Source organism: Mesorhizobium sp. P2_C4 (assembly GCF_056404575.1).
In genome coordinates, this window is the sequence record NZ_JBFUDT010000002.1 from 1,022,846 (window position 1) to 1,047,931 (window position 25,086).

The following is a 25,086-nucleotide window of genomic DNA, read 5'->3' on the forward strand; positions in this document are numbered from 1 at the left end:
TATGACAAGAAATCCCAAGATCACTTTTATCGGAGCTGGTTCCACGGTGTTCATGAAGAACATCGTCGGCGACGTGCTGCAGCGTCCCGCATTGTCGGGAGCAGACATCGCCTTGATGGACCTCAATCCGCAGCGCCTCGAAGAGAGCGCCATCGTCGTCAATAAGCTGATCTCGACCCTCGGCGTCAAGGCCAAGGCCGAAACCTATTCCGATCAGCGCAAGGCGCTGAAGGGTGCCGATTTCGTCGTCGTCGCCTTCCAGATCGGCGGCTACGAGCCCTGCACGGTCACCGATTTCGAAGTCCCGAAGAAATACGGCCTGCGCCAGACCATCGCCGATACGCTGGGCGTCGGCGGCATCATGCGGGGCCTGCGAACCGTGCCGCATCTCTGGAAGGTCTGCGAGGACATGCTCGCCGTCTGCCCGCAGGCGATCATGCTGCAATATGTCAACCCGATGGCGATCAACACCTGGGCGATCGCGGAGAAATACCCCGAGATCAAGCAGGTCGGCCTTTGCCATTCGGTGCAGGGAACGGCGATGGAACTCGCGCATGACCTCGACATTCCCTACGAGGAAATCCGCTACCGCTCGGCCGGCATCAACCACATGGCCTTCTATCTCAAATTCGAGCACCGCCAGCCTGACGGCTCCTATCGCAATCTCTATCCCGATCTCGTGCGCGCCTATCGCGAGGGCCGAGCACCGAAGCCCGGCTGGAACCCGCGCTGCCCAAACAAGGTGCGCTATGAGATGCTGACGCGGCTCGGCTATTTCGTCACCGAAAGCTCGGAACATTTCGCCGAGTACACGCCCTACTTCATCAAGGAAGGGCGCGACGATCTGATCGAAAAGTTCGGCATCCCGCTCGATGAATATCCCAAGCGCTGCATCGAGCAGATCGAACGCTGGAAGGGACAAGCCGAAGCCTATCGTTCAGCCGACAGGATCGAGGTCGAGCAGTCGAAGGAATATGCGTCCTCGATCATGAATTCGGTGTGGACCGGCGAGCCGTCGGTGATCTACGGCAACGTCCGCAACAATGGCTGCATCACCTCGCTGCCCACCAATTGCGCCGCCGAGGTGCCGTGCCTGGTCGATGCTTCCGGCATCCAGCCCACCTTCATCGGCGACCTGCCGCCGCAGCTGACCGCGCTGATCCGCACCAACATCAACGTGCAGGAACTGACCGTTCAGGCGCTGATGACGGAAAACCGCGAGCATATCTATCACGCGGCGATGATGGACCCGCACACGGCAGCCGAACTCGACCTCGACCAGATATGGTCGCTGGTGGATGATTTGCTCACCACCCATGGCGACTGGCTTCCGGCCTGGGCGCGTAAAACGCCGGGAGCCCGGGCGGCCTGACCGTCGTTTCCGAAATCTGATCGGGAAGAACGAAGCGGCAATGACCGCTCGTGCCCGGGGCTCGGCTTCAGCCGAGCTCCAGGGTCGTGATCCCGAACACCTTTGACGAGGCAGTCCCGGGCATGCCTCCCCTGTACATCCGGGTCGTCGTGAAGCCCGGTGACAGACCGGCCGCCTCAAGCGCGGCGGTGAACCCGCCATTGGTCGCGGGAGCGTCGATGTGCAGCGTGTCGCTTGCCTGCAAGCCTGTCAGTCCCGTCACAAGTTGCAGCGCGACGTCCATGTTGTCGGCGAACAACGGCCCGATCTTGAAACCGTCCCGGCACGGCCGCGCGACGCCATAGCCGGAAACCCTTCCCGAGTTGACGACCGCAAGCGCGCTGCGCGGCGGCTGCAGCCATCTCTGCAGGAAGGCTTGCCGTGGCGCCGGAAAAAAGTGGCGGTCGTAAGCCAGTATATCGGCGACAAGGTCAGGCGTGACCGGCCGGATATCGCCTCCGCTGGCCAGGCTTGCAGCGCGCCCGCTGTAGCGAATAGTGTCATAGGCAGGCACAAAGCCCATGCTGCGGTAATTCGACTGCTGTTCGGCGACGCCGTCGAGGCCGACGGTCCGGTTGCCAAGCCGCGCCATGCCGGCATCCCACACTGCCTTGCCATGGCCCTCACCACGCCGTTCCGGATGGCAGATGTAGAGGCCGATGAAGCCGAAATCGTTGTCGTAGGCGACGGCCGAAATGCCGGCCACCATTTCGCCATCGACAAACGCGCCGATGAAGCCATCGGGATCCGCCGCACGGAACACCGCGGCATCGCCGAAGCCGGGGTTCCAGCCTTCCACGGCTGCCCAGTCGACAAGGGTTTCCACGTCGCTCTCAGAGAGCGTCCGGATCGTTCGAGGCATTGCAATCACTCGGCGGCAACAGATCCCGGTGCGAAGGATTTCAAGGCGCCACGATAAGGCTTTGCCAGCGGGTTTGCATAGGCGCCGCCCTTGGATGTCGACAGGCCGAGTGCAATCAGCGCCTCGGCCTGTTTGACCGCGGCGCCGACGCCGTCGATGACCGGAACGCCGAACTCTAGGCTCAGCGCGGCGGCGAGGTCGGCCATCCCGGCGCAGCCAAGCACTATGGCTTCAGCGCGATCCTCATCGATGGCGCGCGCGATCTCGCCGCGCAGTTTTTCGACCGCGCCGGATGCCGGGTCTTCAAGCGCGAGCACGGCAATATCTGCGGCCCGAACGCGCGCCCTGCCCGCCATGCCGTAGCGCTGCACCAGCGCCTCGACGGGAACCCATGACCGTGTGGTCGTCGTCACCACGGTGAACCGCTGGGCGATAAACGAGGCGATGCTGAGCGCCGCCTCGCAAATGCCGATCACCGGAATGTTGGCCATGGCGCGCGCCGCGTCGAGGCCCGTGTCATCGAAACAGGCAATGATCGCAGCCTGCGCGCCCGCGCGTTCGCCGGCGGCGATCTCGACCAGCAGGCCGGGCACGGCCAGCGCCTCGTCATAGTAACCTTCGATCGACACCGGTCCCATCGACGAGGTGACGGCGACGATCTCCGTCGCGGCGCCGGCCGCCGACCGGGCCGCCGCCGCAACGGTTTCGGTCATGCTGGTGGTGGTGTTCGGATTGACGACGAGGATCTGCACTGCGGTTCTCAAGCCCTTGCCCGGCGGCGGCCGACATAGAGGATGGCACCAAGCGTCGCCAGGATCACCAGGAAGGAGAACACCGTGGTCACCGTGCCCAGCGCATAGAGCACCGGCGTCGTGACATTCGTGGTCATGCCGTAGATTTCCAGCGGCAGCGTGTTGAAGGTGCCTGATGTCATCAGCGTGCGCGCGAACTCGTCATAGGACAGCGTGAAGCCGAACAGGCCGACGCCGATCAGGCTGGGCGCGATCATTGGCAGTACGACATGCACGAAGGTTTGCCAGGACGTGGCGCCAAGATCGCGCGCGGCTTCCTCATAGGCCGGCGAGAACCGGTTGAAGACGGCGAACATGATCAGCACGCCGAACGGCAAGGTCCATGTCAGATGCGCACCGAAGGCCGATGTGTACCAGGCGGGGCGAAAGCCGATCTGCTGGAAGACGACGCCGATGCCGAGCGAGATGATGATCGACGGCACGACGAGGCTGGCGACGGCGAGGTAGAACAGCGCGGTGGCGCCGCGAAATTTCTGGCGGAAGGCTAGGCCGGCGAGCAGCGACACGACAACGGTGACGATCATCACCATGACGCCCAGCATCAGTGAGCGCTTGAAGCTGCCGCCGAAATCACCAACCGCCTGGCGCTCGAACAGATTGGCGAACCAGTGCAGCGACACGCCGTTGAGCGGAAATGTCAGGCCGCCATTCTCACCCTGGAAGGACAGGATCAGGATCGCCGATAGCGGGCCGTAGAGAAACAGCACGAAGAGGGCGAAGAACGCCGCCAGCACATAGAATTCAAGGGTGCGCTTCTCGTGGCTCACGTCAGAGTTCCTTGCGGATGTCGACGATGCGCAGGATGCCGGCGACCATCAACAGCACCAGTACCAGCAGCACGACGGCATTCGCGGCGGCGGCTGGATATTGCAGCAGCGACATCTGGTTCTTCATCATCAGCGCCACCGACGCGCTTTGCCCGCCCGACATCACCTGCACGGTCGAGAAGTCGGCCATGACAAGCGTGACGACGAAGATGGTGCCGATCGCCATGCCTGGCTTGGCCAGCGGGATGACGACATTCCACAGCACCTGCCAGCCGGAGGCGCCGGCATCACGTGCGGCCTCGATCAACGACTTGTCGATGCGCATCAGCGTGTTGAAGATCGGCGTCACCATGAACAGCGTGTAGAGATGCACCATGGCCAAAACGACGGCGAATTCGGAATAGAGCAGCCATTCGATCGGCTTCGGCACCAGGCCCAGTTGCACCAGCGTCGAGTTGATCAGCCCGTTGCGGCCGAGCACCGGGATCCAGGAGATCATGCGAATGATGTTGGAGGTCAGGAACGGCACCGTGCAGACCAGGAACAGCACCATCTGCATGGCCGTGGTGCGGATGTGGAAGGCAAGGAAATAGGCCACCCAGAAGCCGATGACGAGCGTCAGCGCCCAGACGATACCAGCGAATTTCAGCGTGTTGAGGTAGGTCTTCCAGGTGACCCAGGAGCCGAGCACATCGGAATAGTTGGTGGTCAGGAGATCCGGATACATCGCCGCGAAGTCGTAGTCCCAGAAGGAGACGACGACGATCATGATGATGGGCAACAGCAGGAACGCGCCGAGGATCAGCGCCAGCGGCGCTGATTGAAGATAGGGCGTGGTGGCACTGAAGGAGACCCGACGGCGTCTGGCGGGCTTGGCAGCGGCGATTGCAGGGGATTCGAGGGCCACGGTCATCTGGAAAATCCTCCGCGTGATCGCGATGGCTCGCAATCCTTCGCGCCCCCCTCTGTCCTACCGGACATCTCCCCCACGAGGGGGGAGATTGAACTCTCACAACGGCCTTCGCCAATCTCCAACGCCACTAAGGGAGAGCCGGCCATGACGCTGCCAATCTCCCCCCTCGTGGGGGAGATGTCCGGCAGGACAAAGGGGGGCGCGAAGGATCGCAACATCACAGTGAACGCGCCCGCTTACGCCGCGATGAACTCGTTCCAGCGCTTCACCATGTAGCGGTCCTCGTCCATCACCGAGTTCCAGCAGGCAACCTTGCCCATGCGCTCTTCGAAGGAGCCGCCGTCGCGCACGGCGCCGGCCTTTTCCATGACGGTACCGTCCGGCGCCTTGATCTCGCCCTTGGCCGGCTTGCCCTCGATCCAGTAGCCCCATTCGTCCTCAGACATGAACTTCTTGGCCGAGACCATGTTGGCGGAATAGTAGCCTTGGCGGTTGAGGTAGCCGCCGACCCAGCCGGACGTGTACCAGTTGATGTATTCATAGGCGGCGTCGAGCTCGGCGCCCTTGAGGTGGGCGGCGAGGCCCAGGCCGCCGCCCCAAGAGCGGTAACCTTCCTTGAGCGGCTGGAAGCGGCAGGCGATGCCCTTGGAGCGGACGGCGGCCACCGCCGGCGACCACATTGACTGGATCACCACTTCGCCGGATGCCATCAGATTGACGCTCTCGTCGAAGGATTTCCAGAAGGCACGGAACTGGCCGGCCTGCTTGGCCTTGATCAGGAAGTCGATCGTCTTGTCGATCTCCTCCTTGGTCATGTTGCCCTTGTCGGCATATTTGATGTTGCCGGTGGCTTCCATGATCATCGCCGCGTCCATGATGCCGATCGACGGGATGTTGAGGATCGCGGTCTTGCCCTTGAACGCCGGGTCCATGATGTCGGCCCAGGTGGTGATGTCGCGGCCGACGAGGTCGGGACGGATGCCGAGCGTATCGGCGTTGTAGATCGTCGGCACCATGGTGAACCAGTTGGTCGGCGCCTTGGCGAAGGTCTTCGAGTCCTGCGCCTCGACATAGCCGACCGTGTGCGGTGCGGTGCCCTGAGCAATGACGCTGTCCGGCGTCAGCTTGCCGGTTTTGAACAGCGGCACCAGCTCGTCATAATATTTCAGCTTGCTGACATCCATCGGCTGCAGCACACCGCTCGGGAACACTTTCTTGCAGATCCAGTATTCGATGTCGGCAATGTCGTAGCTGTCCGGCTGCGTCACCGCGCGCTGGGCGGCGGCGTCGGAATCGGTCGCGGTCATTTCCAGCGTGATGCCGAGATCGGCCTTGCACTTGTCGGCGATGGCGTTGAGGTTCGACACGCCGGTGCCGAACTGGCGCAGCGTGATGTTCGACTGCGCCCAGATGGTCGGGAAGCCTGTGATGGCGCCGGAGCCGGCGGCAAAACCGACGGCGGCGGCCCCTGTCTTGAGCAGCGAGCGCCGCGAAATTCCTGTCTTCTTGGTGTCGGTGGTGTTGGTCATTTTCTGTTCCCCTTTTCTGGTTGGTTATGCTGGTTTCAGGAATCGAGACGGCCGAGGACGATCGCGTCCTCGGAGTCCCAGGCGATTGGCACCGCATCGCCGACGGCCACCGGCTTGGCAAAGAAGCTGGTGTCGTCGACGATGACGGTGAAATCCTCGATGCCGGCGCCGTTGACCGACAGCTTCACGGTCGAGCCGCGGTACTCGATGTTGGAGACGATGCCGGTAAAGCCGAGTCCGCTGGCCGGCGGCTCCCCGATCCGCACATGATCGGTGCGAATGGCGATATCGATCGGCTCACCGGCCTGCCTGCCCTGCCCGCTGGCCGCCAGCGAAACGCCGCCCGGCACATCGAAGACGACCATGCCGTCGCGCTCGCCGCTGACGCGGCCGGAGATGACGTTGTGATCGCCCATGAAACGGGCGACGAAGGCGGTGGCCGGTCGCTCGAAGACGTCGCGCGGCGGTGCCGCCTGCTCGATGCGGCCGTCATTCATCACCACGATCAGATCGGCCAGCGCCATCGCCTCTTCCTGGCTGTGGGTGACATGGACGAAGGTAATGCCGAGCGACGCCTGCAGTTTCTTCAACTCGGCCCGCATGCGGATTTTCAGGAACGGATCGAGCGCCGACAGCGGCTCGTCGAGCAGCAGCGCCTCCGGGTCGGTGATCAGCGCACGGGCCAGCGCCACGCGCTGCTGCTGGCCGCCTGAAAGCTGCGCCGGGCGGCGTGTTGCATAGGCTTCCATCTGCATCAGCTTCAGCATGTCGAGCGCCTTGGCGCGACGCTCCTCTTTGCCGACGCCCTTCATCTTGAGGCTGAACGCGACATTGTCGATCAGGTCGAGATGCGGAAACAGTGCGTAGGATTGGAACATCATGGCGGTGCCACGCTTGGCCGGCGGCAGGTCGGTGACCACCACATTGCCGAGCCGCACATCGCCGCTGGAAATGCTCTCGTGCCCGGCGATCATGCGCAGCGTCGAGGTCTTGCCGCAGCCGGAGGGGCCAAGCAGGCAGCAATAGGTGCCGGCCGGGATCTTCAGGCTGATGTCTTCGACGGCGGTGGTTGCGCCATAGACTTTCGAAACGGACACGATGTCGATTTCGGCGGCTTTGGACATCCGGCTTCCCCTTTGGTCGGATGAACCAAAGCATCATGCGTGCCAGTCGCCGGTCACCTCCCTCAAGCATTTGAATCCTTGGGGAAATCAGCACCGAAGCCGACTGCCCATCGAAACAGCATCCTTGTGCAGTGCACAAATTATGGGCGATTGTTTTCGATCTGCGCAAAAATCGTATGCAATCTTTTCTTGGATCGTGTTCACTTTGGCTCTCGTCCGCGCGCCCCGATTCAGGATAGAAAGGCGTGAGGGTGCGCCGCCATGAACATTGCCGACCAGACTTTCCCCGCTATCGACAACGCCAATGAGGATCGCGCCCAGGCGATCCGCGACCAGCTGCGCGACGCGATCGTCGACCGCCGGCTGGCGCCCGGAACCAAATTGTCCGAAGGCGAGGTCGGCACTCTGTTCGATGTCAGCCGCACCGTGGCGCGAGCCGCACTGCAGATGCTGTCCTTCGAAGGACTGGTGCGCACCGAGCGCAATCGTGGCGCCTTCGTCGCCAATCCGTCGCCGGAAGAGGCGCGTCAGGTCTTTGCCTCACGCCGGCTCATCGAACCCGGTATCGCCATTGCAGCCGCCGGGCGCATCACCCCGGAGCATGTCGATGCGTTCAAGGCGCAGCTTGAGGAAGAGGGTCGTTTCATTGCCGAACGCGGACCGACCGCCAGACGCTCCGAAATTAAGGCGTCAGGCGATTTTCACCTGCTGCTGGCCTCGGTGGCGGGAAACGTCATCCTGCAGCGCTTCATGGAAGAACTGGTGGCGCGCTCCTCGCTGGTGATCGCTCTCTATGGCCGCTCCGGCATTTCGAGCTGCGGCCACAATGAGCACATGCAGATCCTCGACGCCCTTGAAAACGGCAATGCCGAACGCGCCAGCGCGCTGATGCTGCACCACATCGACCACATCGAAGCCGACCTCGATCTTCGCGTCAGGGGTGGTCCAGCCCTGCGGGAAGCGCTCGAAATCTGACGCTTGGGTCACTCGCCGGTGTCGAGCGACGGGGTGGGCTCTTCGCTTGCAAGCAGTTGGCAAAACGCCGCAGCCGCCGGGCGCGATCGAGTTAGGACTATCGGTCGGATCGCGACGCTGGACACGAAGGGTGAAGGCTGAAAATGTAATCCTTGTCTTCGCGGGCCGGGGGCTGGGTCGGAGCGAGGAGGACGGCGCTGAATTTGGAAGATATTGCCGGCCATCCGGCATTGCACCGTGGTGTCCGGGCGCAGTCGCTAGCCCTGCTCCAGATTTATGAAGCGACGCCGCGCCTTGCTTCGGTGTTCGCCACGCAGCAGCGTTGGCTGATGGCCCATGTCGGCCTTGCCTTGCATTTCAGGCGAGACCCGCGCGACCATCACACGGAGGTGACGGTGACGCGCTTCATGGAGGCCATCCGCCGGAATTCGGTGGCCAGCCGCAACACCGCCGACGCTTTCATCAAGGAGATGTTGCACTACCACATCATTGAGTATCTGCCGACGACCGGGGACGGTCGTGCCCACCCGTTCGAGGTGACGGCGGGCACGCTCAAGGCATTTGCCGGCTGGGTCACCACCCATCTGCGCACGCTGGACAGTCTCGATGGCGGCAGCCGGTTGGCCATGTTCCTCGAACGACCCGAAATGATTGCCAAATTGCAGCCGCTGGTGGCGGACGGCCTACTTTCCTCCAGCCCGGTGCGCGAACCCAAACAGACCTTTTCGCTGTTCATCTGGCTCAACAATGGCGGCATCGTCATGGACAGGCTGATGTCCGGCATCGATCCCGATCATGCCGGCCTCGATCGTATCCCGACCAGCGTCGTTTCGATCGCGGAGTTTGCCGACTGGCTCAAGCTGTCGCGAACCCATCTGGCGCGCAAATTGCGCGATGCCGAGGCGCTCGGCAGTATTGGCTGGCTGGGCCAGCCCGGCCATTCGGTCATGTGGGTGTCGAACCAGTTCTACCAGGAGTACATGACGGTCCAGGCCGCCAAACTCGCCATTGTCGAGGCTGCTTTCCAGGCGTGTTTTCCAACAGCTGAGGCGTAGCTACCACCTGCTTAACACCGCCGTAATCGATCCGTTGTGTGGTCCTGATTGGGGCGTCTGGACACAAGCCGCGAAGACTGAAAATGTGATTTTCTTCTTCGCAGCCGAGAGGCTGTAGCGGCGCACGGGGGAGGATATGCTGACCTTGGAAGACATTGCCGGGCACCCGGCATTGCACCGCTGTGTCCAGGCACAGGCGCTGGCGATGGTCAAAGCCTTCAGAGCCGACCCGCGCCGCTCTTCGGTGTTTGCCACGCAGCAACGGTGGCTGATGGCGCATCTCGGCCTTGCCATGCATTTCAGGCGCGACCCCAGCGACTATCGCAAGCAATTGACGACGTCGCGCTTTCTGGACGTTGTCGGCCAGCACGCCGTCGCCAGCCGTAACACGGCCGATGCCTTCATCCGTGAGATGCTGCACTATGATTTCATCGAGTATCTGGAAAACAGCGAGGACGGGCGCATCCGCCCTCTGCAGCCCGCGGCGGCCTCGCTGGAAGCGGTGACCGGCTGGCTTCTTGCCCATCTGCAGACGCTGGACAGTCTGGATGGCGCCAGCCGGCTTGCGAATTTCCTCCAACGACCCGACGCGCTTGCAAGGGTGCAGCCGCTGGTGGCCGACGGCCTGGTGTCGTCGAGTCCGGTGCGTGAGCCAAAACAGACCTTCTCGCTGTTCACCTGGCTCAACAATGGCGGCGTCGTCATGGACTGGCTGATCTCCGGCGTCGATCCCGACCATGCCGGGTTGGACCGGATTCCGACCGGCGTGGTGTCGATCGGCGATTTCGCCAACTGGCTCAAGCTCTCGCGCACCCATCTCGCCCGCAAATTGCGCGATGCCGAAGGGCTCGGCAGCCTCGGCTGGCTCGGCCAGCGCGGCAAATCCGTCATGTGGATCTCGAACAGTTTCTATCAGGAGTACATGAGCGCCCAGGCCGTCAAACTCGCCATTATGGACGCGGCCTTCGCAGCGTGTTTTCCGCCGTCGAAGGGCACCTGAAGGTCGTTTTTCAGGAACCGCCGGAGCGTGTCTTCAGGATCGCCGAAAACCGCGGGTCGAAGGCGCGGCTGATCGGTTCGGCCGCGGCACCGAGCGCGATCGACCAGGGATCGGTGATGCCGAGTTGCAGGCGTGGCAACAGACGCCCGGGCCGGTCGGCGATCGACGGCAGCAGTGGATGCATCGCCTCCAGCAGGCGGCGGGCCAGCGCTTCCGGCGCACCGCTGGTCAGGATGACGATCTGCGGGTCGAAGATCGTTTCGATGAGATGCACGCTCCAGCGCAGATCATGCGCGGCACCTTCGATCCAGGCCATGATCTTGGGATCATCGGCTGTGGCGAGTGCGTTCATCCGCTCATAGAGGCCTTCATCGGCGAGGTTCATGTCGAGGTGCTGGTAAAGCGAGGCGAGCGAGGCGCGATGCTCGAGCGGCGTCGAGCCGGGACCGGCCGGCGACAACAGGGCCATGCCGATCTCACCGGCATTGCCGTTGCCGCCGCTATAGAGCTCGCCATTCAGGATAAGTCCGGCACCGATGCCATAGCCGACATAAAGGCAAACCGCATGGTCAACACCATGCGCGGCGCCGACGATACGCTCCGCCGTTGCACAGGCGGCGGCGTCGTTCTGCAGCCCGACATTCAAGCCGGTGCCTGCGGCAAGGGTTTCCAGCAGCGGAAATTTTTGCCAAGCCGGCATCATCCATTTGTCGTCGGAATTCTTCACCCCGAACGGGCCGGGCATGGCGACGCCTAGGCCGACGAGCCGGCTTTCGGACTGGCTGGAAATACCGGCCAGCTGGCGTCTGACACCATCGATCAGGCCGAGGATGATCTTGACGCCTTGTGAGGGCTCATCGACCGGCAGGTTCGCTTCGGCACGCGCCAGCACGCTGCCGACCAGATCGACGGCAACCGCCCGCGTCACATGCCGGTCAATCTGCAGCCCGATGGCGAAGGCGCCTTCCGGAACCAGCCTGTAGGGGGTCGAAGGCTGGCCCCTGCCCTTGCGCACCGTGTCGAGGGCAATGACCAGGCCGTCGCGTTCGAGATCCTCGATGATGTTCGACACCGCCTGTTTGGTCAGCTGCGTCGCCCGTGCCAGGTCGGCGCGCGAAAGCGCGCCGTTCAGCCGCAGCGCCTCGATCATGACGCGGCGGTTGTGTGCGCTGGTGCCTTCCTGGTTGGTGCCGCTTTTGGCACGGATCGGGCTGATATCGTTCACCGGCGTTTCCCTCTTGACTCCAATAAACTATTGATCGACTAATTAAGTCAAGCGAATTGACTTAATGGTGAAACCGGGCGCTCCAGAAAAAGATGGCCAAGGCTGAACGCCTATCGCCACCGATCGCTCCGGCAAACAAAAGGTCACGCGACATCAGTTTGAGAAGGCGGTGCAACGCCGGCACCACCAACTCGTCAACGCTGGAAATGGGAGATGAAAATGTTGAAATCGATCGGTAAGACACTTTTGGGCGCAGTCTTCGCTGGAGGATTGCTGGTTCCCCACGCTTTCGCCGAAACATCGCTGAATGCGCTTTTCATGGCGCAGGCCGCCTACAGCGAAGCCGATGTCCGCGCCATGACGGACGCCTTCACCAAGGCCAATCCAGACATCAAGGTCAATCTCGAATTCGTCCCCTATGAAGGCCTCCACGACAAGACCGTGCTGGCGCAAGGGTCGGGCGGCGGCTACGACGTCGTGCTTTTCGACGTCATCTGGCCGGCCGAATATGCCACCAACAAGGTGCTGGTCGACGAGTCGTCCAAGATTACCGAAGACATGAAGAAAGGCGTGCTGCCCGGCGCCTGGACCACCGTCCAGTATGACGGCAAATATTATGGCATGCCCTGGATTCTCGACACCAAATACCTGTTCTACAACAAGGAAATCCTCGAGAAGGCCGGCATCAAGACCCCGCCCAAGACCTGGGACGAGTTGAGCGAGCAGGCCAAGATCATAAAGGACAAGGGGCTTCTCACCACGCCGATTGCCTGGAGCTGGTCGCAGGCCGAAGCCGTGATCTGTGACTACGCCATGCTGGTCAGCGCCTATGGCGGCGAATTCCTCAAGGACGGCAAGCCGGACTTCCAGAACGGCGGCGGGCTCGACGCGCTGAAATACATGGTCGCCAGCTACAAGTCCGGCGTCACCAATCCGAACTCCAAGGAATTCCTCGAAGAGGACGTCCGCAAGGTGTTCGAGAACGGCGATGCCGCCTTCGCGCTCAACTGGACCTACATGTACAACATGGCCAACGACCCGAAGGACAGCAAGGTCGCTGGCAAGATCGGCGTCGTGCCGGCGCCAGGCATTGCCGGCAAGAGTGAGGTTTCGGCCGTCAATGGTTCGATGGGCCTTGGCGTCACCGCAGTCTCCAAGCACCCGGACGAAGCCTGGAAGTACATCGAGTTCATGACCTCGCAGGCGACACAGAACCAGTACGCCAAGCTCTCGCTGCCGATCTGGGCCTCGTCCTATGACGACCCGGCGGTGACCAAGGGCCAGGAGGAACTGATCGCCACCGCGAAAGTCGGGCTTGCCGCCATGTATCCGCGCCCGACCACGCCGAAATACCAGGAGATGTCGACCGCTTTGCAGCAGGCGATCCAGGAATCGCTGCTCGGGTCAGCCTCGCCGGAAGACGCGCTGAAGACGGCTGCTGAAAACAGCGGTCTTTGAGCCCAGCTGTTCGTTGAGCGCGGGCGGCGAAAGACCGCCCGTGCTATCTGTCAAATCGCGATGAATGAAGAGAGGCTGCTCCGATGTCGGGCACCTGGATGACGACCCGTGCGTGGCTGCTGATGCTGCCGCTGCTCGTGGTCATGGTCGCCGTCATCGGCTGGCCGCTTGTCGACACTGTTGGCCTGTCCTTCACCGACGCCAAACTGGTCGGCACAGAGGGCTCGTTCGTCGGCATCGACAACTACACCAAGATGCTGTCCAGCTCGAATTTCTCGCGCACGCTGGTCACCACGACCTGGTTTGCGGTCGTGTCGGTCGCCATCGAAATGGTGATCGGCGTGCTGGCCGCACTGCTGCTGAACCAGGAGTTTCGCGGTCGCGCCTTTCTGCGGGCGCTGATGATCCTGCCCTGGGCGCTGCCGACCGTGGTCAACGCCACGCTGTGGCGGCTGATCTACAATCCGGAATACGGAGCACTGAACGCGGCGCTGACGCAGCTGCATCTCATCGATGCCTATCGCTCCTGGCTCGGCGAGCCGGGCACGGCGCTGGCGGCGCTGATCATCGCCGACTGCTGGAAGAACTTTCCGCTGGTGGCGCTGATTGCGCTGGCCGCCCTGCAGGCGGTGCCGCGCGACATCACCGCTGCCTCCCTTGTCGACGGCGCCGGACCTTTCGCCCGTTTCCGCTTCGTCATTCTGCCCTATCTCGCCGGACCGCTGGTGGTGGCGCTGGTGCTGCGCACCATCGAGGCCTTCAAGGTTTTCGACATCATCTGGGTGATGACCCGCGGCGGCCCGGCCAACAGCACGCGCACACTGTCGATCCTCGTCTATCAGGAGGCCTTTTCCTTCCAGCGCGCCGGTTCCGGTGCCTCGCTGGCGCTGATTGTCACCTTGCTCGTCACCGTGCTGGCCGTTGCCTACGCAGCCCTGGTGCGGAAGACCGCCGGAAGCGCCAACTGATGGAACGCAAGAGCCCCGCTTTCACCGTCTTCATCTACGCATGCGCGCTGCTGCTTGCCGTGGTGATTCTCGCCCCAATCGCCTGGCTGTTCATCATGAGCATCTCGCCGGCCGCCGACCTTGCCGCCAAGCCGCTGCGCTGGTGGCCGCAAAGCGCCGACTTCTCGCGCTACCAGCAATTGCTGTCGACCGGCGAAAACAGCGCCGGCGCCGCCTTCACCGCATCGCTGCGCAACAGCCTGGAGATCGCCGGCATGGCGACCATTGCAGCTCTGCTTCTGGCCATTCCCGCCGGCTGGGCCGTCTCGCGCACACCGTCGATCGGCTGGTCGCTGTCGATGGTCATCGCCACCTACATGCTGCCGCCGGTGGCGCTTGCTGTGCCGCTCTATATGGGTCTCTCGCATCTCGGCCTGCTCAACAATGTCTTCGGCCTGGCGCTGGTCTACCTGACCATCCTGGCGCCGTTCACCACCTGGCTGATGAAGGCGGGCTTCGACTCGATCCCGCGTGAAATCGAGGCGGCGGCGATGATCGATGGCGCCGGACTGTTCCAGACGCTGCGCATCATCACGCTGCCGCTGGCAGCCCCTGTCATGGCCACGTCTGCGCTGTTTGCCGTGCTGCTTGCCTGGGATGAGTTCTTCTACGCGCTGCTCTTCACCTCCGACCAGCGCGCGAAGACGCTGACCGTCGCCATCGCCGATCTCGCCGGCGGCCGTGTCTCCGACTACGGCCTGATTGCCACAGCCGGCGTGCTGGCCGCCCTGCCGCCAGTGCTGATCGGCCTCGTCATGCAACGTGCGCTGATTTCCGGCCTGACCAGCGGCGGTGTCAAAGGATGACCATGACTGTACCAAAAGACCGTCCGTTCGGGCTCGCTGCGATCGATCGCGAAATGGCGCGCCAGCACAGCGATGCGATCGCGTCGTTCCAGGACAACGCGGTGATGGCGACAAAGATCGCTGCCTCGATACGACGGAGCGGCCGGCTGCTTCTGCTCGGCATGGGCGGCTCGCATGCGGTCGGGCGCGCCGTCGAGCCGCTCTATCGCGCGCATGGCATCGACGCCATCGCCTTGCCGCTGTCCGAGCAGCTTGGCCAGCCGCTGCCGCTCGCAGGCAGGACCGTGCTCGTCACCTCTCAGTCGGGCGAAAGCGCCGAAGTCGTGCGCTGGTTCGCCGAAGCCGGCGCTGTTTCCGACACGTTCGGCCTGACGCTGGAGAGCGCCTCGTTCCTCGCCCGAACGGTGCCCTGCCTGGTTGGCGCAGGCGGCAGCGAGCTGGCCTTCGCCGCGACCCGCAGCCTGACTGTGACCTTTGCCTTGCATGTGGCCATTCTGGCCGCGCTCGGCGATGACCCCGTCGCAGCACTCGCCGCGCTCGACGCTCCAGAAACAGTCGACATCCATGACGCACTTGCCGCGCTGGGCACGGTGACCACCGTCGTCACCTCCGGTCGCCGGCTGCAAGGTCTCGCCGAAGCTTTGGCGCTCGGCCTCACCGAACTGTCGCGATTGCCGTGCTTTTCCCTCGAAGGCGGCCAGCTCCGCCATGGTCCGATGGAAATGCTCGGCCCGCTGACCGGCGTCATCCTGTTTCGCGGCAGCGACCCGACGGCGGAGCTGGTCACCGCCATGGCGGTTTCCGTGGTCGAAGCCGGCGCACCGCTCGTCATCTTCGATTCGTCCGGGCAAGTCCCAGTCACCGGCGCCGTCACGCTGTCGTTCAAGCCGGCTTCCGGCCTGGCGGCGATCTTTGCCATGCTGCCGGTAGCGCAGCGGCTGATGATCGCCTTTGCCGATGCTCGCGTCGACAATGCCGGTACGCCGGTTCGTTCCACCAAGATCACCCGGAGCGAATGATGCGGCCGCTGGCAGTGATCGGCAACGTCAATGTCGACCTGATTGTCGGCCCGGTCGCGCCATGGCCGGCGGCGGGAACGGAAACCGTCGTCGACCATGACGAGTTGCGCGTCGGCGGACAGGCGGGAAACAGCGGCCTCGCCTGGGAAGCGCTGGGTGTCGACTTCGAGATTGCCGCCAATGTCGGCGACGACCAGTTCGGCCGCTGGCTGCGCGAGGCCTTCGGCAGCCGGGCGCAGAAATGGCCGGTGCGCCCGGAAGGCACGACGCTGTCCGTCGGCATGACCCACCCCGACGGTGAGCGCACCTTCTTCACCACGCGCGGCCACCTGCCGCGCTTCAGTCTTGCCGATGTCTTCGCCGTCCTCGACGGCAAGCAGCTCTCCGGCGGCTATGCGCTGCTGTGCGGCTCCTTCCTTACCGATGATCTCACCGGCGACTACGACGCGTTTTTCGACTGGGCGGACAGGCACGACATTGCGGTGGCGCTCGACACCGGCTGGCCGATGGCTGGCTGGACGGCGGCGAACTGTGCTGCGGCGCGCGGGTGGTTGTCACGCTGCGATCTCGCACTTTTCAACGAGGTCGAGACGCTGACCCTGGCAGGGCTGGAAAGCCCGGTCGACGCGGCGCGTGAGATCAGGTTCAGCATGAAGAAAGGCGCCACCGTCGTCGTCAAGCGCGGACCGGACGGCGCGCTCGCCATCGGCCCGGACGGCGCTCTGGTCGAAGCGGCCGCACCTAATGTGAACGTCGTCGACACGATCGGCGCCGGCGATGTCTTCAACGCTGCCTTTCTCGCCGCACTGGCGCAGGACCAGCCGCTGAGTTCCTGCCTGTCGGCCGCCACGCACGTGGCGTCCCGGGCGATTTCCACTCTGCCCCGCAACTATGGCGGGCCCTTGCAATTCGAGGACGTCGTCCATGAGCGCGCTTGAAATCCGCAACATCCGCAAAAGCTACGGCGCCGTCGAAACGCTGAAAGGCATCGACATCGCGCTGGAAAGCGGCGAGTTCCTGGTGCTGCTCGGCTCCTCGGGCTGTGGAAAGTCGACGCTGCTCAACATCATCGCCGGACTGGCCGAGGCGACCAGCGGCGACGTGCTGATCGGCAGCCGCTCGGTGCTTGGCGTCCACCCCAAGAACCGCGACATCGCCATGGTCTTCCAGTCCTACGCGCTCTATCCGAACCTGACCGTTCATCGCAACATCGGCTTCGGTCTGGAGATGCGCAAAGTGCCAGCCGCCGAGCGCGACAAGACGGTGCGCGAAGCCGCAAAACTGCTGCAGATCGAAGCCTTGCTCGACCGCAAGCCGAGCCAGCTGTCCGGCGGCCAGCGCCAGCGCGTCGCCATCGGCAGGGCGCTGGTGCGCAAGCCGCAGGTCTTTCTGTTCGACGAACCGCTTTCCAATCTCGATGCGAAACTGCGGCTGGAAATGCGCACCGAGCTCAAGCGCCTGCACCAGCTGCTGCAGACCACCGTCGTCTATGTTACCCACGACCAGATCGAGGCGATGACGCTGGCGACGCGCATTGCTGTCATGCGCGACGGCAGGATCGAACAGCTCGGCACGCCAGAGGACATTTACAACCACCCGGCGACGCTCTATGTCGCCGGTTTCGTCGGCGCGCCGTCGATGAACATGCTGCAGGCCACGGTCGAGAGTGGAACGCTGGCCATTGCCGGTTCAACTGTGCGATTGCCCTTGCCCGCCCGTTTCAGAAACGCGGCAAAGGATGGCGCACAGGTCATTGTCGGGATCAGGCCCGAGGCGCTTCGCCTCGCCACCGGCGCGGCAACGGAACTGCCATTGCCGGTCGAAATCGACGTCGTCGAGCTCACCGGCCCGGAACTGGTCACCACCGCCCGGATCGGCACACAAAGGCTGACGGCCTGCCTGCCGCCACGCGCCCGCGTCGGCAAGGGCGAAACATGCGCATTCGCCTTCGACGAAGAGACCTTGCGCCTCTTCGACCCCACGACGGGCAAGGCTTTCGCCACGGCACTGTAGAAATGGAAACGGGCAACGCCTCACGGCATTGCCCGTTCGCAGTTTCGGCGGAATTCCTCAGTCGATGTCGAAGGACACGCCCTGCGCCAGCGGCAGCGCCTTGGAATAGTTCACCGTGTTGGTGGCGCGCCGCATATAGGCCTTCCAGGCGTCAGAGCCGGATTCGCGGCCGCCGCCAGTTTCCTTCTCGCCGCCAAAGGCGCCACCGATCTCGGCGCCCGACGTGCCGATATTGACGTTGGCGATGCCGCAGTCCGAACCGTCGACGCCGAGAAAGCGCTCGGATTCCTGCAGGTCGCGGGTGAAGATCGACGACGACAGGCCGGCGCCCACCGCATTGTGTTCGTCGAGCACAGCGTCGAAGTCGGAATACTTCATCACATAGAGGATCGGCGCGAAGGTTTCTTCGGTGACAGGAGCCACCTGCTTCGGCATTTCAACCAGCGCCGGATGCACATAATAGGCATCGGGATGGCCGTTCTCGACCCGCGAACCGCCGGTCAGCTTGCCGCCATGCGCGGTAGCTTCCTTCAGCGCCTTCTGCATGGCGTCGAAGGCAGCCTTGTCGATCAGCGGACCGACCAGCGACGAGGTCTCCAGCGGGTTGCCGACCGAAACACTCTCATAGGCCTTCTTCAGGCGCGGCAGCAAAGCATCATAGACGCTGTCATGCACGAACAGGCGCCGCAGCGTCGTGCAGCGCTGTCCCGCAGTGCCCATGGCGCCGAAGGCGATGGCGCGCAAGGCCATGTCGAGATCGGCCGACGGGCAGACGATGCCGGCATTGTTGCCGCCGAGCTCCAGCACGGCGCGGGCAAAGCGCTTGGCCAGCCGCGGGCCGACATCGCGGCCCATGCGGGTCGAACCCGTAGCGGAGACCAGTGCCACCTTCGGATGGTCGACCAGGATCTCGCCGACGGCGCGATCACCGATCAGCACCGGCGCCAGCCCTTCCGGCGCGTCCGCTCCGAAACGCTTGACGGCGCGCGCAAAAATCGCTTCGCAGGCAAGCGCTGTCAGCGGCGTCTTTTCCGACGGCTTCCACACCACGGCGTCGCCGCAGACCAGCGCCAGTGCGGTGTTCCACGACCACACCGCCACCGGGAAATTGAAGGCGGAGATAACGCCGACGACGCCGAGCGGATGCCAGGTCTCCATCATGCGATGGCCCGGGCGCTCGGTGGCGATGGTCAGACCGTACAATTGCCGGGAAAGGCCGACGGCGAAATCGCAGATGTCGATCATTTCCTGCACTTCGCCAAGGCCCTCGGACGGGATCTTGCCGACCTCGATCGACACCAGCCGGCCAAGCTCGGCCTTGTGCGCACGCAGTTCCTCGCCGAGCAGCCGCACCAGTTCGCCGCGCTTCGGCCCCGGCACCAGCCGCCAGCTCTGGAACGCTTTGTGGGCGGCTTCGATGGTCTTTGCCGCATCGGCCGGTGAGATCGTCTTCAGTGCCGCGATCTGCTCGCCCGTCACCGGGCTGCGCACGATGAGATCGCCGCCGACAAGCGCGCCCTCGGCGACACCCAGTTTCGCCAGAAGCTCAGTCGTTTCCTTCGCTATCGTCATTTTTGTCCCTTTCAGAGTCCGCCGCTTATTGGCTGGCGGCTCAAGCCTTGCGTCATGCCTTCTCGGTGCCATCGGGCACAGGAGGCGCTGTCATGGCGTGCCATTACCTGTTTCAGGGAAAAATCGCCACCCCGGCATGGTCCAAGCCAGGCCCAGACCATTGAACCAGCCGGACGAAAAGGATCAGAGCGCGGCCTTGGCGGCGCTCGACGCGGTACCGTCCTTCATCAGGCGGTCGATATGCATGCGGATATGGGCGGCTTCCGCAGCCGTGTTGGCCAGCGCGATGGCACGATCGAAGGCGACGCGCGCCTCGTCGCCGCGGCCAAGCTGCATCAAGAGGCCGCCCTTGAGGCCGAAGAAGTGGAAATAGCCCGAAAGCCTGGATTCCAGCGGCTCGATCATGGCAAGCGCCGCTTCCGGGCCGCGCACCTTGGCAACAGCGACAGCGCGATTGAGGGTGATCACCGGCGACGGCTGCATCTGTTCGAGCAGGCTGTAGAGCAGGTCGATTTCAACCCAGTCGGTATCCTCGGCCCGTTCCGCCCGCGCATGCAGCGCGGCCACCGCCGCCTGCACCTGGTAGGGACCGGGCTTCTGGTGGCGCAATGCCTTGTCGACCAGCGCCAGACCCTCATCGATCATCTTTCGGGTCCACAGGCTGCGATCCTGATCCTCGAGCAGCACGATCTCGCCGTTTTCATCGAAACGGGCCGGCGCTCGCGCATGCTGGAGCAGCAACAGCGCCGTCAGCCCCATGATCTCCGGCTCGGTCTGGAACAGCCGCAGCAGCAGGCGGGCCAGCCGGATCGCCTCTTCGCACAGCGGCGCGCGCGCCGGCGCTTCGCCGCTGTTGGTCGAATAGCCTTCGTTGAAGATCAGATAGACCATGGCCGCGACAGCCGCGAGCCGCTCCGATCGCTCGACCGCGCCCGGTGTCTCGAACGGCACGCCGGCGTCGGCAATGCGCGCCTTGGCGCGGGTGATGCGCTGCTCCATGGCGCTCTCGCCGACGAGAAAGGCGCGCGCGATCTGCTTGACGGTGAGGCCGGAGACGATGCGCAATGCGACCGCAATCTGTTGCGTCGCCGGCAGGTCGGGATGGCAACAGATGAACAACAGCCGCAAGATGTCGTCGCGGTAATGCGCCCCGTCCAGCCGCTCGGCGATATCGCTCTCGGCATCCTCGAGGTCGGAAATCTGGTCCTCCTCCGGCAGCGGCGCCTGTTTGGCGCGCTTGCGTACCGCATCGATGCCGCTGTTGCGGCCGACAAAGATCAGCCAAGCTGCCGGATCGCGCGGCGGGCCATTTTTCGGCCAATTGTTCAGCGCTCTCAGGCAAGCGTCCTGGAAAGCTTCTTCCGCCGCATCGAGATCGCGGAAGTAGCGCAGCAGCGCGCCCATCGCCTGCGGACGGGCAGTGCTGATCGCCGTGCTGATCCAGGCGAGTTCGGTCATGCGGGAACCCTGGCGGGATTGAAAATGGAAACCGGCCGGATCTCGTAGGAGCCGCCGCTGGGGTTGACCTCGGAAAGCTCGCGCGCGAACTCGACGGCCTCGTCGAGATCGGCGCATTCGAGCGTGTAGAAGCCGAGGAACTGTTCCTTGGTCTCGGCAAACGGGCCGTCGATGACGACGGACTCGCCCTTGACCCTTCTCAGCGTTGTCGCCGCCGTGGTCGGCAGCAGCCGCGCCACCGGGCCAAGCCGGCCGGCTTTGGCATATTTTTCCTGGACGTCGAGAAGATTGGCCATGACCTCATCGTCCTGCGCCTTGCTCCAGGAGCAGACGACATCTTCGGAGGCGTAGCAGAGGATAGCATAGAGCATGGGACGTCCTTTTCTCTGTCAAAGGACGAAACAGTAGGACCGATCCCGACATGGCGTCGATAAAAAAATGCGGCTGACCTAGCGTCAAACCAGCCCCGCCTTGAGCCATCTCAAAAAAGAGCCTCCTGACTGAAACAAGTTCCAGGCTAGGCTTTCGTATCCACCGACACGTCGGCCATCCAGAGGCCGCCATCATCGACGTGAAGCGGGCTATAGTCGCGCCCGGGCGGAATCTGTTCGAACACGGCCCCTGCCTCGTCGGCTAGGTAGTCATAGCCCACATCCTGCAGGAGGCCCTTCGGATCGAGGTGGTCGTAGAGATTGCGGCGGGCGATCCGCCGTTTCGGCTCGATCATTTTCAGATGATAGAGGTTGAGCCCGCTTTTGCGGGCCTTGAAACCGAGATCAGGAGGATACCAGAGCCCATGCAGATCCTCTGGCCGGTAGTTCGCCGGATCGTAAGCTCTGAACAGACGGTGCTGGACCTTCTCGCCCCACAGGCCATCAACCCGGTACTCGGTCGGCGAATACAATTCGCAGAACCGGAACCCCCAGGCCATGCGCCTGTAATCACCCGTCAATTGTCCAATCCGCTCCGCAGCACCGTGTTCCATCCGCTCATCGGGATCAATAGCCAGGATCCAGTCGGCGGCGGCGTTTTTCGCTGCTTCGAGCAATATCCGCCGCCGCTGCGGCTCGCTGCTGAACACGCCGATCGCCCCACGATCGTCATAGGCAATCCAGCCATCGACGACCGGATCGATATTGGCGATCAGGTCGGCAACCAGATGCGCGTCATAGCGATAGCTGAAAACTGCGATCGTTCTCTGCCGCGTCCAGAACAGGCGGCTCCGTCGCCAGCGTCGAGGTTTGATTTGGCTGGTTATCATTTTCTTGGCGCCGCTTTCACGCGATTTCGCGCGCCGGCATAGACGCCCACGGACATCACGAGCAGGGCAAACCAGACAATTGGCATCGACCGCATCGCAAAGGTCAGATCCGATCCGGAGAGGCCGATCTTTGCCAATTCGCGAACATTGCGCCGGTCGCGAAAGGTGTCGCGGAAAAAACGAAACGGGGTGTTGCGGCTGGGCGCCGCAAGGTAATCGCCGCGGCGATAGCCGCGCCTGTACTGATCGGCGAGCAAGCCGAACAGCCGGGTTTCGTTGCGATGAACCGTTTGCACCCCCGGCTCCCAAACCGGCTGCAGTTCCTGCGGCAGCCGCCCCAAAAATTCTGTGTCTTCGGCAACGGGCATCGTTTCATCGAACAAGCCATATTCATCGAACAGCCGGCGATCGAACGATACGCCGTAACGCAGCGCACGATCCGCCGGCAGACCGGGAAGCCGCCGCATGAACATGACCAGATGTGCCGCACAGGCAATCAGATTGCGCGGATGGCTGTTCACCATGGCGCTCGCCACGGCGCGGTCGCCGGCCAGATGCCGCTGCATCCGTGCCGCGGCCCAGCCGGGACTGGCGAGACAATCGTCTGCAAGAAAGGCAACGAAAGGCGCTCGCGTCGCCGCGATGCCAACATTTCGGGCTGCACCGACAAACAGCCTTCGACTGACCTCGATCACCGGCGCCTTGACCCCGGCGCCAGACAGCAGCGTCGACACTTGCCCTCCCCCTGAGTTAACCACGACGATTTCAAGCGGCATCTTCTGATCAAGCAAAGACACTACCGCCTCGACGATTCGACCCGGCGCGCGGTAGCCAATGACAATGACGGCAAGCTTCGGCGGGCCCGTATCAGGCACGTTGCAACTGAGCTTGCGGAGGGAAAAAGCGGCGGCGCACCGCAAGCTTGAATTGGTAGCGCATGCAGCGCCAGCAATCCGAGGCACCTTTCGGCGCCGCCCTGGCTACGGTCAGGAACCGCGCCGCGGTCTCCAGGTCGCCACGCGCATAGTGGACGCGGGCGATCTTGAGCGCGACCAGGCCTTCCCTGACCTTCAGAGTCGACTTCGGAATGCCGCAGTCGGTGAGTTTGCGGAGTGCGAGGTGCCAGTCGAGGAAACGTTGCGCCGGCTTGATCGTGAAACGGTCGTCGGAGCGCTCCGCCGACACGACGTAAATCATCACAGGTCGTGAAATGACGGCAAGCGAGGCCCTGCTCATCAGCCGTGCCCAGAACAATGTGTCTTCGTCATAGGCGAGCCCGGTCGGGAACCTGGTGTCTCCGATCACGCTGCGCGACACCAGCACGCTGCCCACGGCAATCGAGCGGGTATGACCTTTCAGATAGGCAGAAGCATTGGCGGCGCCGCTGGCCGTATAGCCGCTGGGAACCTTGACATGCCTGTCCTCGCCATCGGTTCGTCGGCGATAGGCTCCGACCACCATATCGGCCGGTGGCTGGGAATTAGCGCACAAAATCAGGGACCGCAGCCCGCCTTCCAGATGCAGGTCGTCGGCATCGATCATATAAATCCAGGAACATCGCGCCTGCGCCAGCGCCAGATTGCGGGCGCCGCCGGCGTCACCGCAGCTGCCCTTGAGCACACGCAACGGCAATGACATTTGCGAAGCTGCGTCTAGCGCTATGGCTGCCGTGCCGTCCGACGACAAATCGTCGACCAGCAGCACCTCGTCGATAAGGTCAGCCTCGGAACGAAGTGAGGCCAGCGTACCGGCGATGGTTGCCGCCGCATTGTGGGCCGGAATGACGACGCTGACTGCTTTCAAAGATAGCTCCACGCCGGCGCATTTCACATGTGCGGGCGGTTCCCCTTAAATACGCTCAGGATAGCCGCCGCATCCGTGTTTGAGAAGCAGTCTTTGCCCGCCTGGGCGTGGCCCCGCACCCTCGCTGCCGTCAGGCCTTCTCGAGCACCACCGGGATAACGTCCACCGCCTGGTCGCCGACTTGCCCGCCTGTGGTTTTCAAGACACCGACGATCGGCGCCACGTCCGAGTAGTCGCGGCCATAGCCGACGGTGATGTGGTCGTTGCTTGCCCGCATGCCATTGGTGGGATCGAACTCCTGCCAGCCGGCATCACGTCCGCACCACACCCTGACCCAGGCATGCATGGCGTCGGCGCCTTCGAGCCGGGGCTTGCCCTTTGGCGGGATGGTGCGCAGGAAGCCGCTGACATAGCCGGCGGGAATGCCGAGGCCACGCAGGCCGGCGATCATGATGTGCGAAAAATCCTGGCAGACACCGCGCTTCAGCGTGAAAGCGTCGCTGGCCTTGGTCCGAACGGTGGTTGCCTTGCCGTCATAAGTGAAATCGCGGCGAATGCGATTGCACAGGTCCATGGCCGTGGCGGTGGTCGAACCGCCAAGGCTCTTCCGGGCATAGGCGGTGATCGCCGCATCGATGCCGACATGATCGCTGGCGGCGAGAAAGTGGTGCGGCGCATCGGGGGCCAGCGACCGCACGGCGCCGAGTTCTTCCCGCAACCGCTGCAGATCGGGCGACACATCGAGCCCAGGCTCGGGACGCGACACCGACACGCGCGCGCTCATCCTGATGTCGAGCCCGTCATGGACATCGCGAAAGGCGATCGCGGTGACATTGTTGCCGAAGAAATCGGCAAAATCCGTGCGTTCCGACGGGGTCGGCACAAACGAAAGCGAGGCGGCGACCACGCGCTGTACGCCAGCAATGGTCGGCGGCAATACACGCACCTGATGTCGACCGCCGCCGGCCGCCGCATCATAATCGTAGCTGAGATGAAGCCTGATATCGTACAGCATG

Annotated in this window: 24 protein-coding genes; 10 read left to right on the forward strand and 14 right to left on the reverse strand. The window is 63.4% G+C overall.

All coding sequences use genetic code 11. From position 1 onward, the window contains the following. The first annotated feature begins 1 nt into the window (after position 1). Complete coding sequence (gene melA, locus AC1DX6_RS11270) at positions 2-1,372, forward strand: alpha-galactosidase (RefSeq protein WP_477313156.1); 1,371 nt, start codon at positions 2-4, stop codon at positions 1,370-1,372. Between the two features lie 67 nt (positions 1,373-1,439). Here the strand turns inward: melA and AC1DX6_RS11275 are convergent, their stop codons facing one another. From AC1DX6_RS11275 to AC1DX6_RS11300, 6 genes are all read right to left on the reverse strand, one after another. Further along, positions 1,440-2,273, reverse strand: coding sequence for a GNAT family N-acetyltransferase (locus tag AC1DX6_RS11275; RefSeq protein WP_477313158.1), 834 nt, complete (start codon positions 2,271-2,273; stop codon positions 1,440-1,442). 5 nt (positions 2,274-2,278) lie between these two features. Next, positions 2,279-3,025: an aspartate/glutamate racemase family protein gene (locus AC1DX6_RS11280; protein WP_477313703.1), complete on the reverse strand. Its 747-nt coding sequence runs from the start codon at positions 3,023-3,025 to the stop codon at positions 2,279-2,281. Between the two features lie 8 nt (positions 3,026-3,033). Then, positions 3,034-3,852 (reverse strand): ABC transporter permease, encoded by an 819-nt coding sequence (locus AC1DX6_RS11285; protein ID WP_477245705.1) that lies wholly within the window; start codon positions 3,850-3,852, stop codon positions 3,034-3,036. A 1-nt stretch (position 3,853) separates the two neighbouring features. Then, a complete protein-coding gene (locus tag AC1DX6_RS11290; RefSeq protein WP_477313160.1) occupies positions 3,854-4,765 on the reverse strand; it encodes an ABC transporter permease in 912 nt (303 codons plus the stop codon). 236 nt (positions 4,766-5,001) lie between these two features. Then, entirely contained in the window at positions 5,002-6,294 is a 1,293-nt protein-coding gene (locus AC1DX6_RS11295; RefSeq protein ID WP_477245709.1) for an ABC transporter substrate-binding protein, read from the reverse strand. A 35-nt stretch (positions 6,295-6,329) separates the two neighbouring features. Further along, complete coding sequence (locus tag AC1DX6_RS11300; RefSeq protein ID WP_477313162.1) at positions 6,330-7,418, reverse strand: ABC transporter ATP-binding protein; 1,089 nt, start codon at positions 7,416-7,418, stop codon at positions 6,330-6,332. Between the two features lie 261 nt (positions 7,419-7,679). Between AC1DX6_RS11300 and AC1DX6_RS11305 the strand changes: the two genes are divergently transcribed. From AC1DX6_RS11305 to AC1DX6_RS11315, 3 genes are all read left to right on the forward strand, one after another. Continuing rightward, positions 7,680-8,393: a GntR family transcriptional regulator gene (locus AC1DX6_RS11305; RefSeq protein ID WP_477313164.1), complete on the forward strand. Its 714-nt coding sequence runs from the start codon at positions 7,680-7,682 to the stop codon at positions 8,391-8,393. Between the two features lie 203 nt (positions 8,394-8,596). Continuing rightward, positions 8,597-9,448: a hypothetical protein gene (locus AC1DX6_RS11310; RefSeq protein ID WP_477313166.1), complete on the forward strand. Its 852-nt coding sequence runs from the start codon at positions 8,597-8,599 to the stop codon at positions 9,446-9,448. Positions 9,449-9,584: 136 nt separating this feature from the next. Beyond that, positions 9,585-10,448 (forward strand): hypothetical protein, encoded by an 864-nt coding sequence (locus tag AC1DX6_RS11315; RefSeq protein WP_477313168.1) that lies wholly within the window; start codon positions 9,585-9,587, stop codon positions 10,446-10,448. Between the two features lie 10 nt (positions 10,449-10,458). Here the strand turns inward: AC1DX6_RS11315 and AC1DX6_RS11320 are convergent, their stop codons facing one another. Continuing rightward, positions 10,459-11,673, reverse strand: a complete 1,215-nt coding sequence (locus tag AC1DX6_RS11320) for an ROK family protein (RefSeq protein WP_477313170.1) — start codon at positions 11,671-11,673, stop codon at positions 10,459-10,461. 219 nt (positions 11,674-11,892) lie between these two features. On the opposite strand from AC1DX6_RS11320, the gene AC1DX6_RS11325 reads away from it, so the two are divergent. The 6 genes from AC1DX6_RS11325 to AC1DX6_RS11350 all read left to right on the forward strand — a co-directional run bounded on the left by AC1DX6_RS11325 (position 11,893) and on the right by AC1DX6_RS11350 (position 17,976). Beyond that, a complete protein-coding gene (locus tag AC1DX6_RS11325; RefSeq protein WP_477313172.1) occupies positions 11,893-13,131 on the forward strand; it encodes an extracellular solute-binding protein in 1,239 nt (412 codons plus the stop codon). 83 nt (positions 13,132-13,214) lie between these two features. Continuing rightward, positions 13,215-14,099 carry a carbohydrate ABC transporter permease gene (locus AC1DX6_RS11330; RefSeq protein WP_477313174.1) on the forward strand — a complete coding sequence of 295 codons (885 nt, stop codon included), beginning with the start codon at positions 13,215-13,217 and terminating at the stop codon, positions 14,097-14,099. Then, complete coding sequence (locus AC1DX6_RS11335; RefSeq protein WP_477313176.1) at positions 14,099-14,944, forward strand: carbohydrate ABC transporter permease; 846 nt, start codon at positions 14,099-14,101, stop codon at positions 14,942-14,944. Before AC1DX6_RS11330 ends, AC1DX6_RS11335 begins: the two co-directional genes overlap by 1 nt. After that, positions 14,941-15,963 carry an SIS domain-containing protein gene (locus AC1DX6_RS11340; RefSeq protein WP_477313178.1) on the forward strand — a complete coding sequence of 341 codons (1,023 nt, stop codon included), beginning with the start codon at positions 14,941-14,943 and terminating at the stop codon, positions 15,961-15,963. Before AC1DX6_RS11335 ends, AC1DX6_RS11340 begins: the two co-directional genes overlap by 4 nt. Continuing rightward, entirely contained in the window at positions 15,963-16,901 is a 939-nt protein-coding gene (locus tag AC1DX6_RS11345; RefSeq protein WP_477313180.1) for a PfkB family carbohydrate kinase, read from the forward strand. The genes AC1DX6_RS11340 and AC1DX6_RS11345 overlap by 1 nt, the downstream gene beginning before the upstream one ends. Next, positions 16,888-17,976 (forward strand): ABC transporter ATP-binding protein, encoded by a 1,089-nt coding sequence (locus AC1DX6_RS11350; RefSeq protein WP_477313182.1) that lies wholly within the window; start codon positions 16,888-16,890, stop codon positions 17,974-17,976. Before AC1DX6_RS11345 ends, AC1DX6_RS11350 begins: the two co-directional genes overlap by 14 nt. 57 nt (positions 17,977-18,033) lie before the next feature. On the opposite strand, the gene amaB is transcribed toward AC1DX6_RS11350, so the two are convergent. From amaB to AC1DX6_RS11385, 7 genes are all read right to left on the reverse strand, one after another. After that, complete coding sequence (amaB, locus tag AC1DX6_RS11355) at positions 18,034-19,548, reverse strand: L-piperidine-6-carboxylate dehydrogenase (RefSeq protein ID WP_477313184.1); 1,515 nt, start codon at positions 19,546-19,548, stop codon at positions 18,034-18,036. 183 nt (positions 19,549-19,731) lie between these two features. Then, positions 19,732-21,006 (reverse strand): RNA polymerase sigma factor, encoded by a 1,275-nt coding sequence (locus AC1DX6_RS11360; protein WP_477313186.1) that lies wholly within the window; start codon positions 21,004-21,006, stop codon positions 19,732-19,734. Next, positions 21,003-21,377, reverse strand: a complete 375-nt coding sequence (locus tag AC1DX6_RS11365) for a YciI family protein (protein ID WP_477313188.1) — start codon at positions 21,375-21,377, stop codon at positions 21,003-21,005. Before AC1DX6_RS11365 ends, AC1DX6_RS11360 begins: the two co-directional genes overlap by 4 nt. Positions 21,378-21,523: 146 nt before the next feature. After that, complete coding sequence (locus AC1DX6_RS11370) at positions 21,524-22,267, reverse strand: hypothetical protein (protein ID WP_477313190.1); 744 nt, start codon at positions 22,265-22,267, stop codon at positions 21,524-21,526. Beyond that, on the reverse strand, positions 22,264-23,142 hold the full coding sequence (locus AC1DX6_RS11375) for a glycosyltransferase family 2 protein (RefSeq protein WP_477313192.1): 879 nt from the start codon (positions 23,140-23,142) through the stop codon (positions 22,264-22,266). Before AC1DX6_RS11375 ends, AC1DX6_RS11370 begins: the two co-directional genes overlap by 4 nt. Further along, a complete protein-coding gene (locus tag AC1DX6_RS11380) occupies positions 23,135-24,070 on the reverse strand; it encodes a glycosyltransferase family 2 protein (protein ID WP_477313194.1) in 936 nt (311 codons plus the stop codon). The genes AC1DX6_RS11375 and AC1DX6_RS11380 overlap by 8 nt, the downstream gene beginning before the upstream one ends. Positions 24,071-24,200: 130 nt before the next feature. Further along, positions 24,201-25,085, reverse strand: a complete 885-nt coding sequence (locus AC1DX6_RS11385; RefSeq protein ID WP_477313196.1) for a transglutaminase family protein — start codon at positions 25,083-25,085, stop codon at positions 24,201-24,203. Position 25,086 lies beyond the last annotated feature (1 nt).

Bases quoted from the DNA above. Each gene is read 5' to 3' on its own strand.
- AC1DX6_RS11325 (WP_477313172.1), top strand. From the start codon at position 11,893: ATGTTGAAATCGATCGGTAAGACACTTTTGGGCGCAGTCTTCGCTGGA.
- AC1DX6_RS11370 (WP_477313190.1), bottom strand. From the start codon at position 22,267: ATGATAACCAGCCAAATCAAACCTCGACGCTGGCGACGGAGCCGCCTG.
- AC1DX6_RS11295 (WP_477245709.1), bottom strand. From the start codon at position 6,294: ATGACCAACACCACCGACACCAAGAAGACAGGAATTTCGCGGCGCTCG.
- AC1DX6_RS11350 (WP_477313182.1), top strand. From the start codon at position 16,888: ATGAGCGCGCTTGAAATCCGCAACATCCGCAAAAGCTACGGCGCCGTC.
- AC1DX6_RS11385 (WP_477313196.1), bottom strand. From the start codon at position 25,085: ATGCTGTACGATATCAGGCTTCATCTCAGCTACGATTATGATGCGGCG.
- AC1DX6_RS11340 (WP_477313178.1), top strand. From the start codon at position 14,941: ATGACCATGACTGTACCAAAAGACCGTCCGTTCGGGCTCGCTGCGATC.
- AC1DX6_RS11290 (WP_477313160.1), bottom strand. From the start codon at position 4,765: ATGACCGTGGCCCTCGAATCCCCTGCAATCGCCGCTGCCAAGCCCGCC.
- AC1DX6_RS11315 (WP_477313168.1), top strand. From the start codon at position 9,585: ATGCTGACCTTGGAAGACATTGCCGGGCACCCGGCATTGCACCGCTGT.
- melA (WP_477313156.1), top strand. From the start codon at position 2: ATGACAAGAAATCCCAAGATCACTTTTATCGGAGCTGGTTCCACGGTG.
- amaB (WP_477313184.1), bottom strand. From the start codon at position 19,548: ATGACGATAGCGAAGGAAACGACTGAGCTTCTGGCGAAACTGGGTGTC.
- AC1DX6_RS11335 (WP_477313176.1), top strand. From the start codon at position 14,099: ATGGAACGCAAGAGCCCCGCTTTCACCGTCTTCATCTACGCATGCGCG.
- AC1DX6_RS11360 (WP_477313186.1), bottom strand. From the start codon at position 21,006: ATGACCGAACTCGCCTGGATCAGCACGGCGATCAGCACTGCCCGTCCG.
- AC1DX6_RS11275 (WP_477313158.1), bottom strand. From the start codon at position 2,273: ATGCCTCGAACGATCCGGACGCTCTCTGAGAGCGACGTGGAAACCCTT.
- AC1DX6_RS11330 (WP_477313174.1), top strand. From the start codon at position 13,215: ATGTCGGGCACCTGGATGACGACCCGTGCGTGGCTGCTGATGCTGCCG.
- AC1DX6_RS11300 (WP_477313162.1), bottom strand. From the start codon at position 7,418: ATGTCCAAAGCCGCCGAAATCGACATCGTGTCCGTTTCGAAAGTCTAT.
- AC1DX6_RS11345 (WP_477313180.1), top strand. From the start codon at position 15,963: ATGCGGCCGCTGGCAGTGATCGGCAACGTCAATGTCGACCTGATTGTC.
- AC1DX6_RS11365 (WP_477313188.1), bottom strand. From the start codon at position 21,377: ATGCTCTATGCTATCCTCTGCTACGCCTCCGAAGATGTCGTCTGCTCC.
- AC1DX6_RS11305 (WP_477313164.1), top strand. From the start codon at position 7,680: ATGAACATTGCCGACCAGACTTTCCCCGCTATCGACAACGCCAATGAG.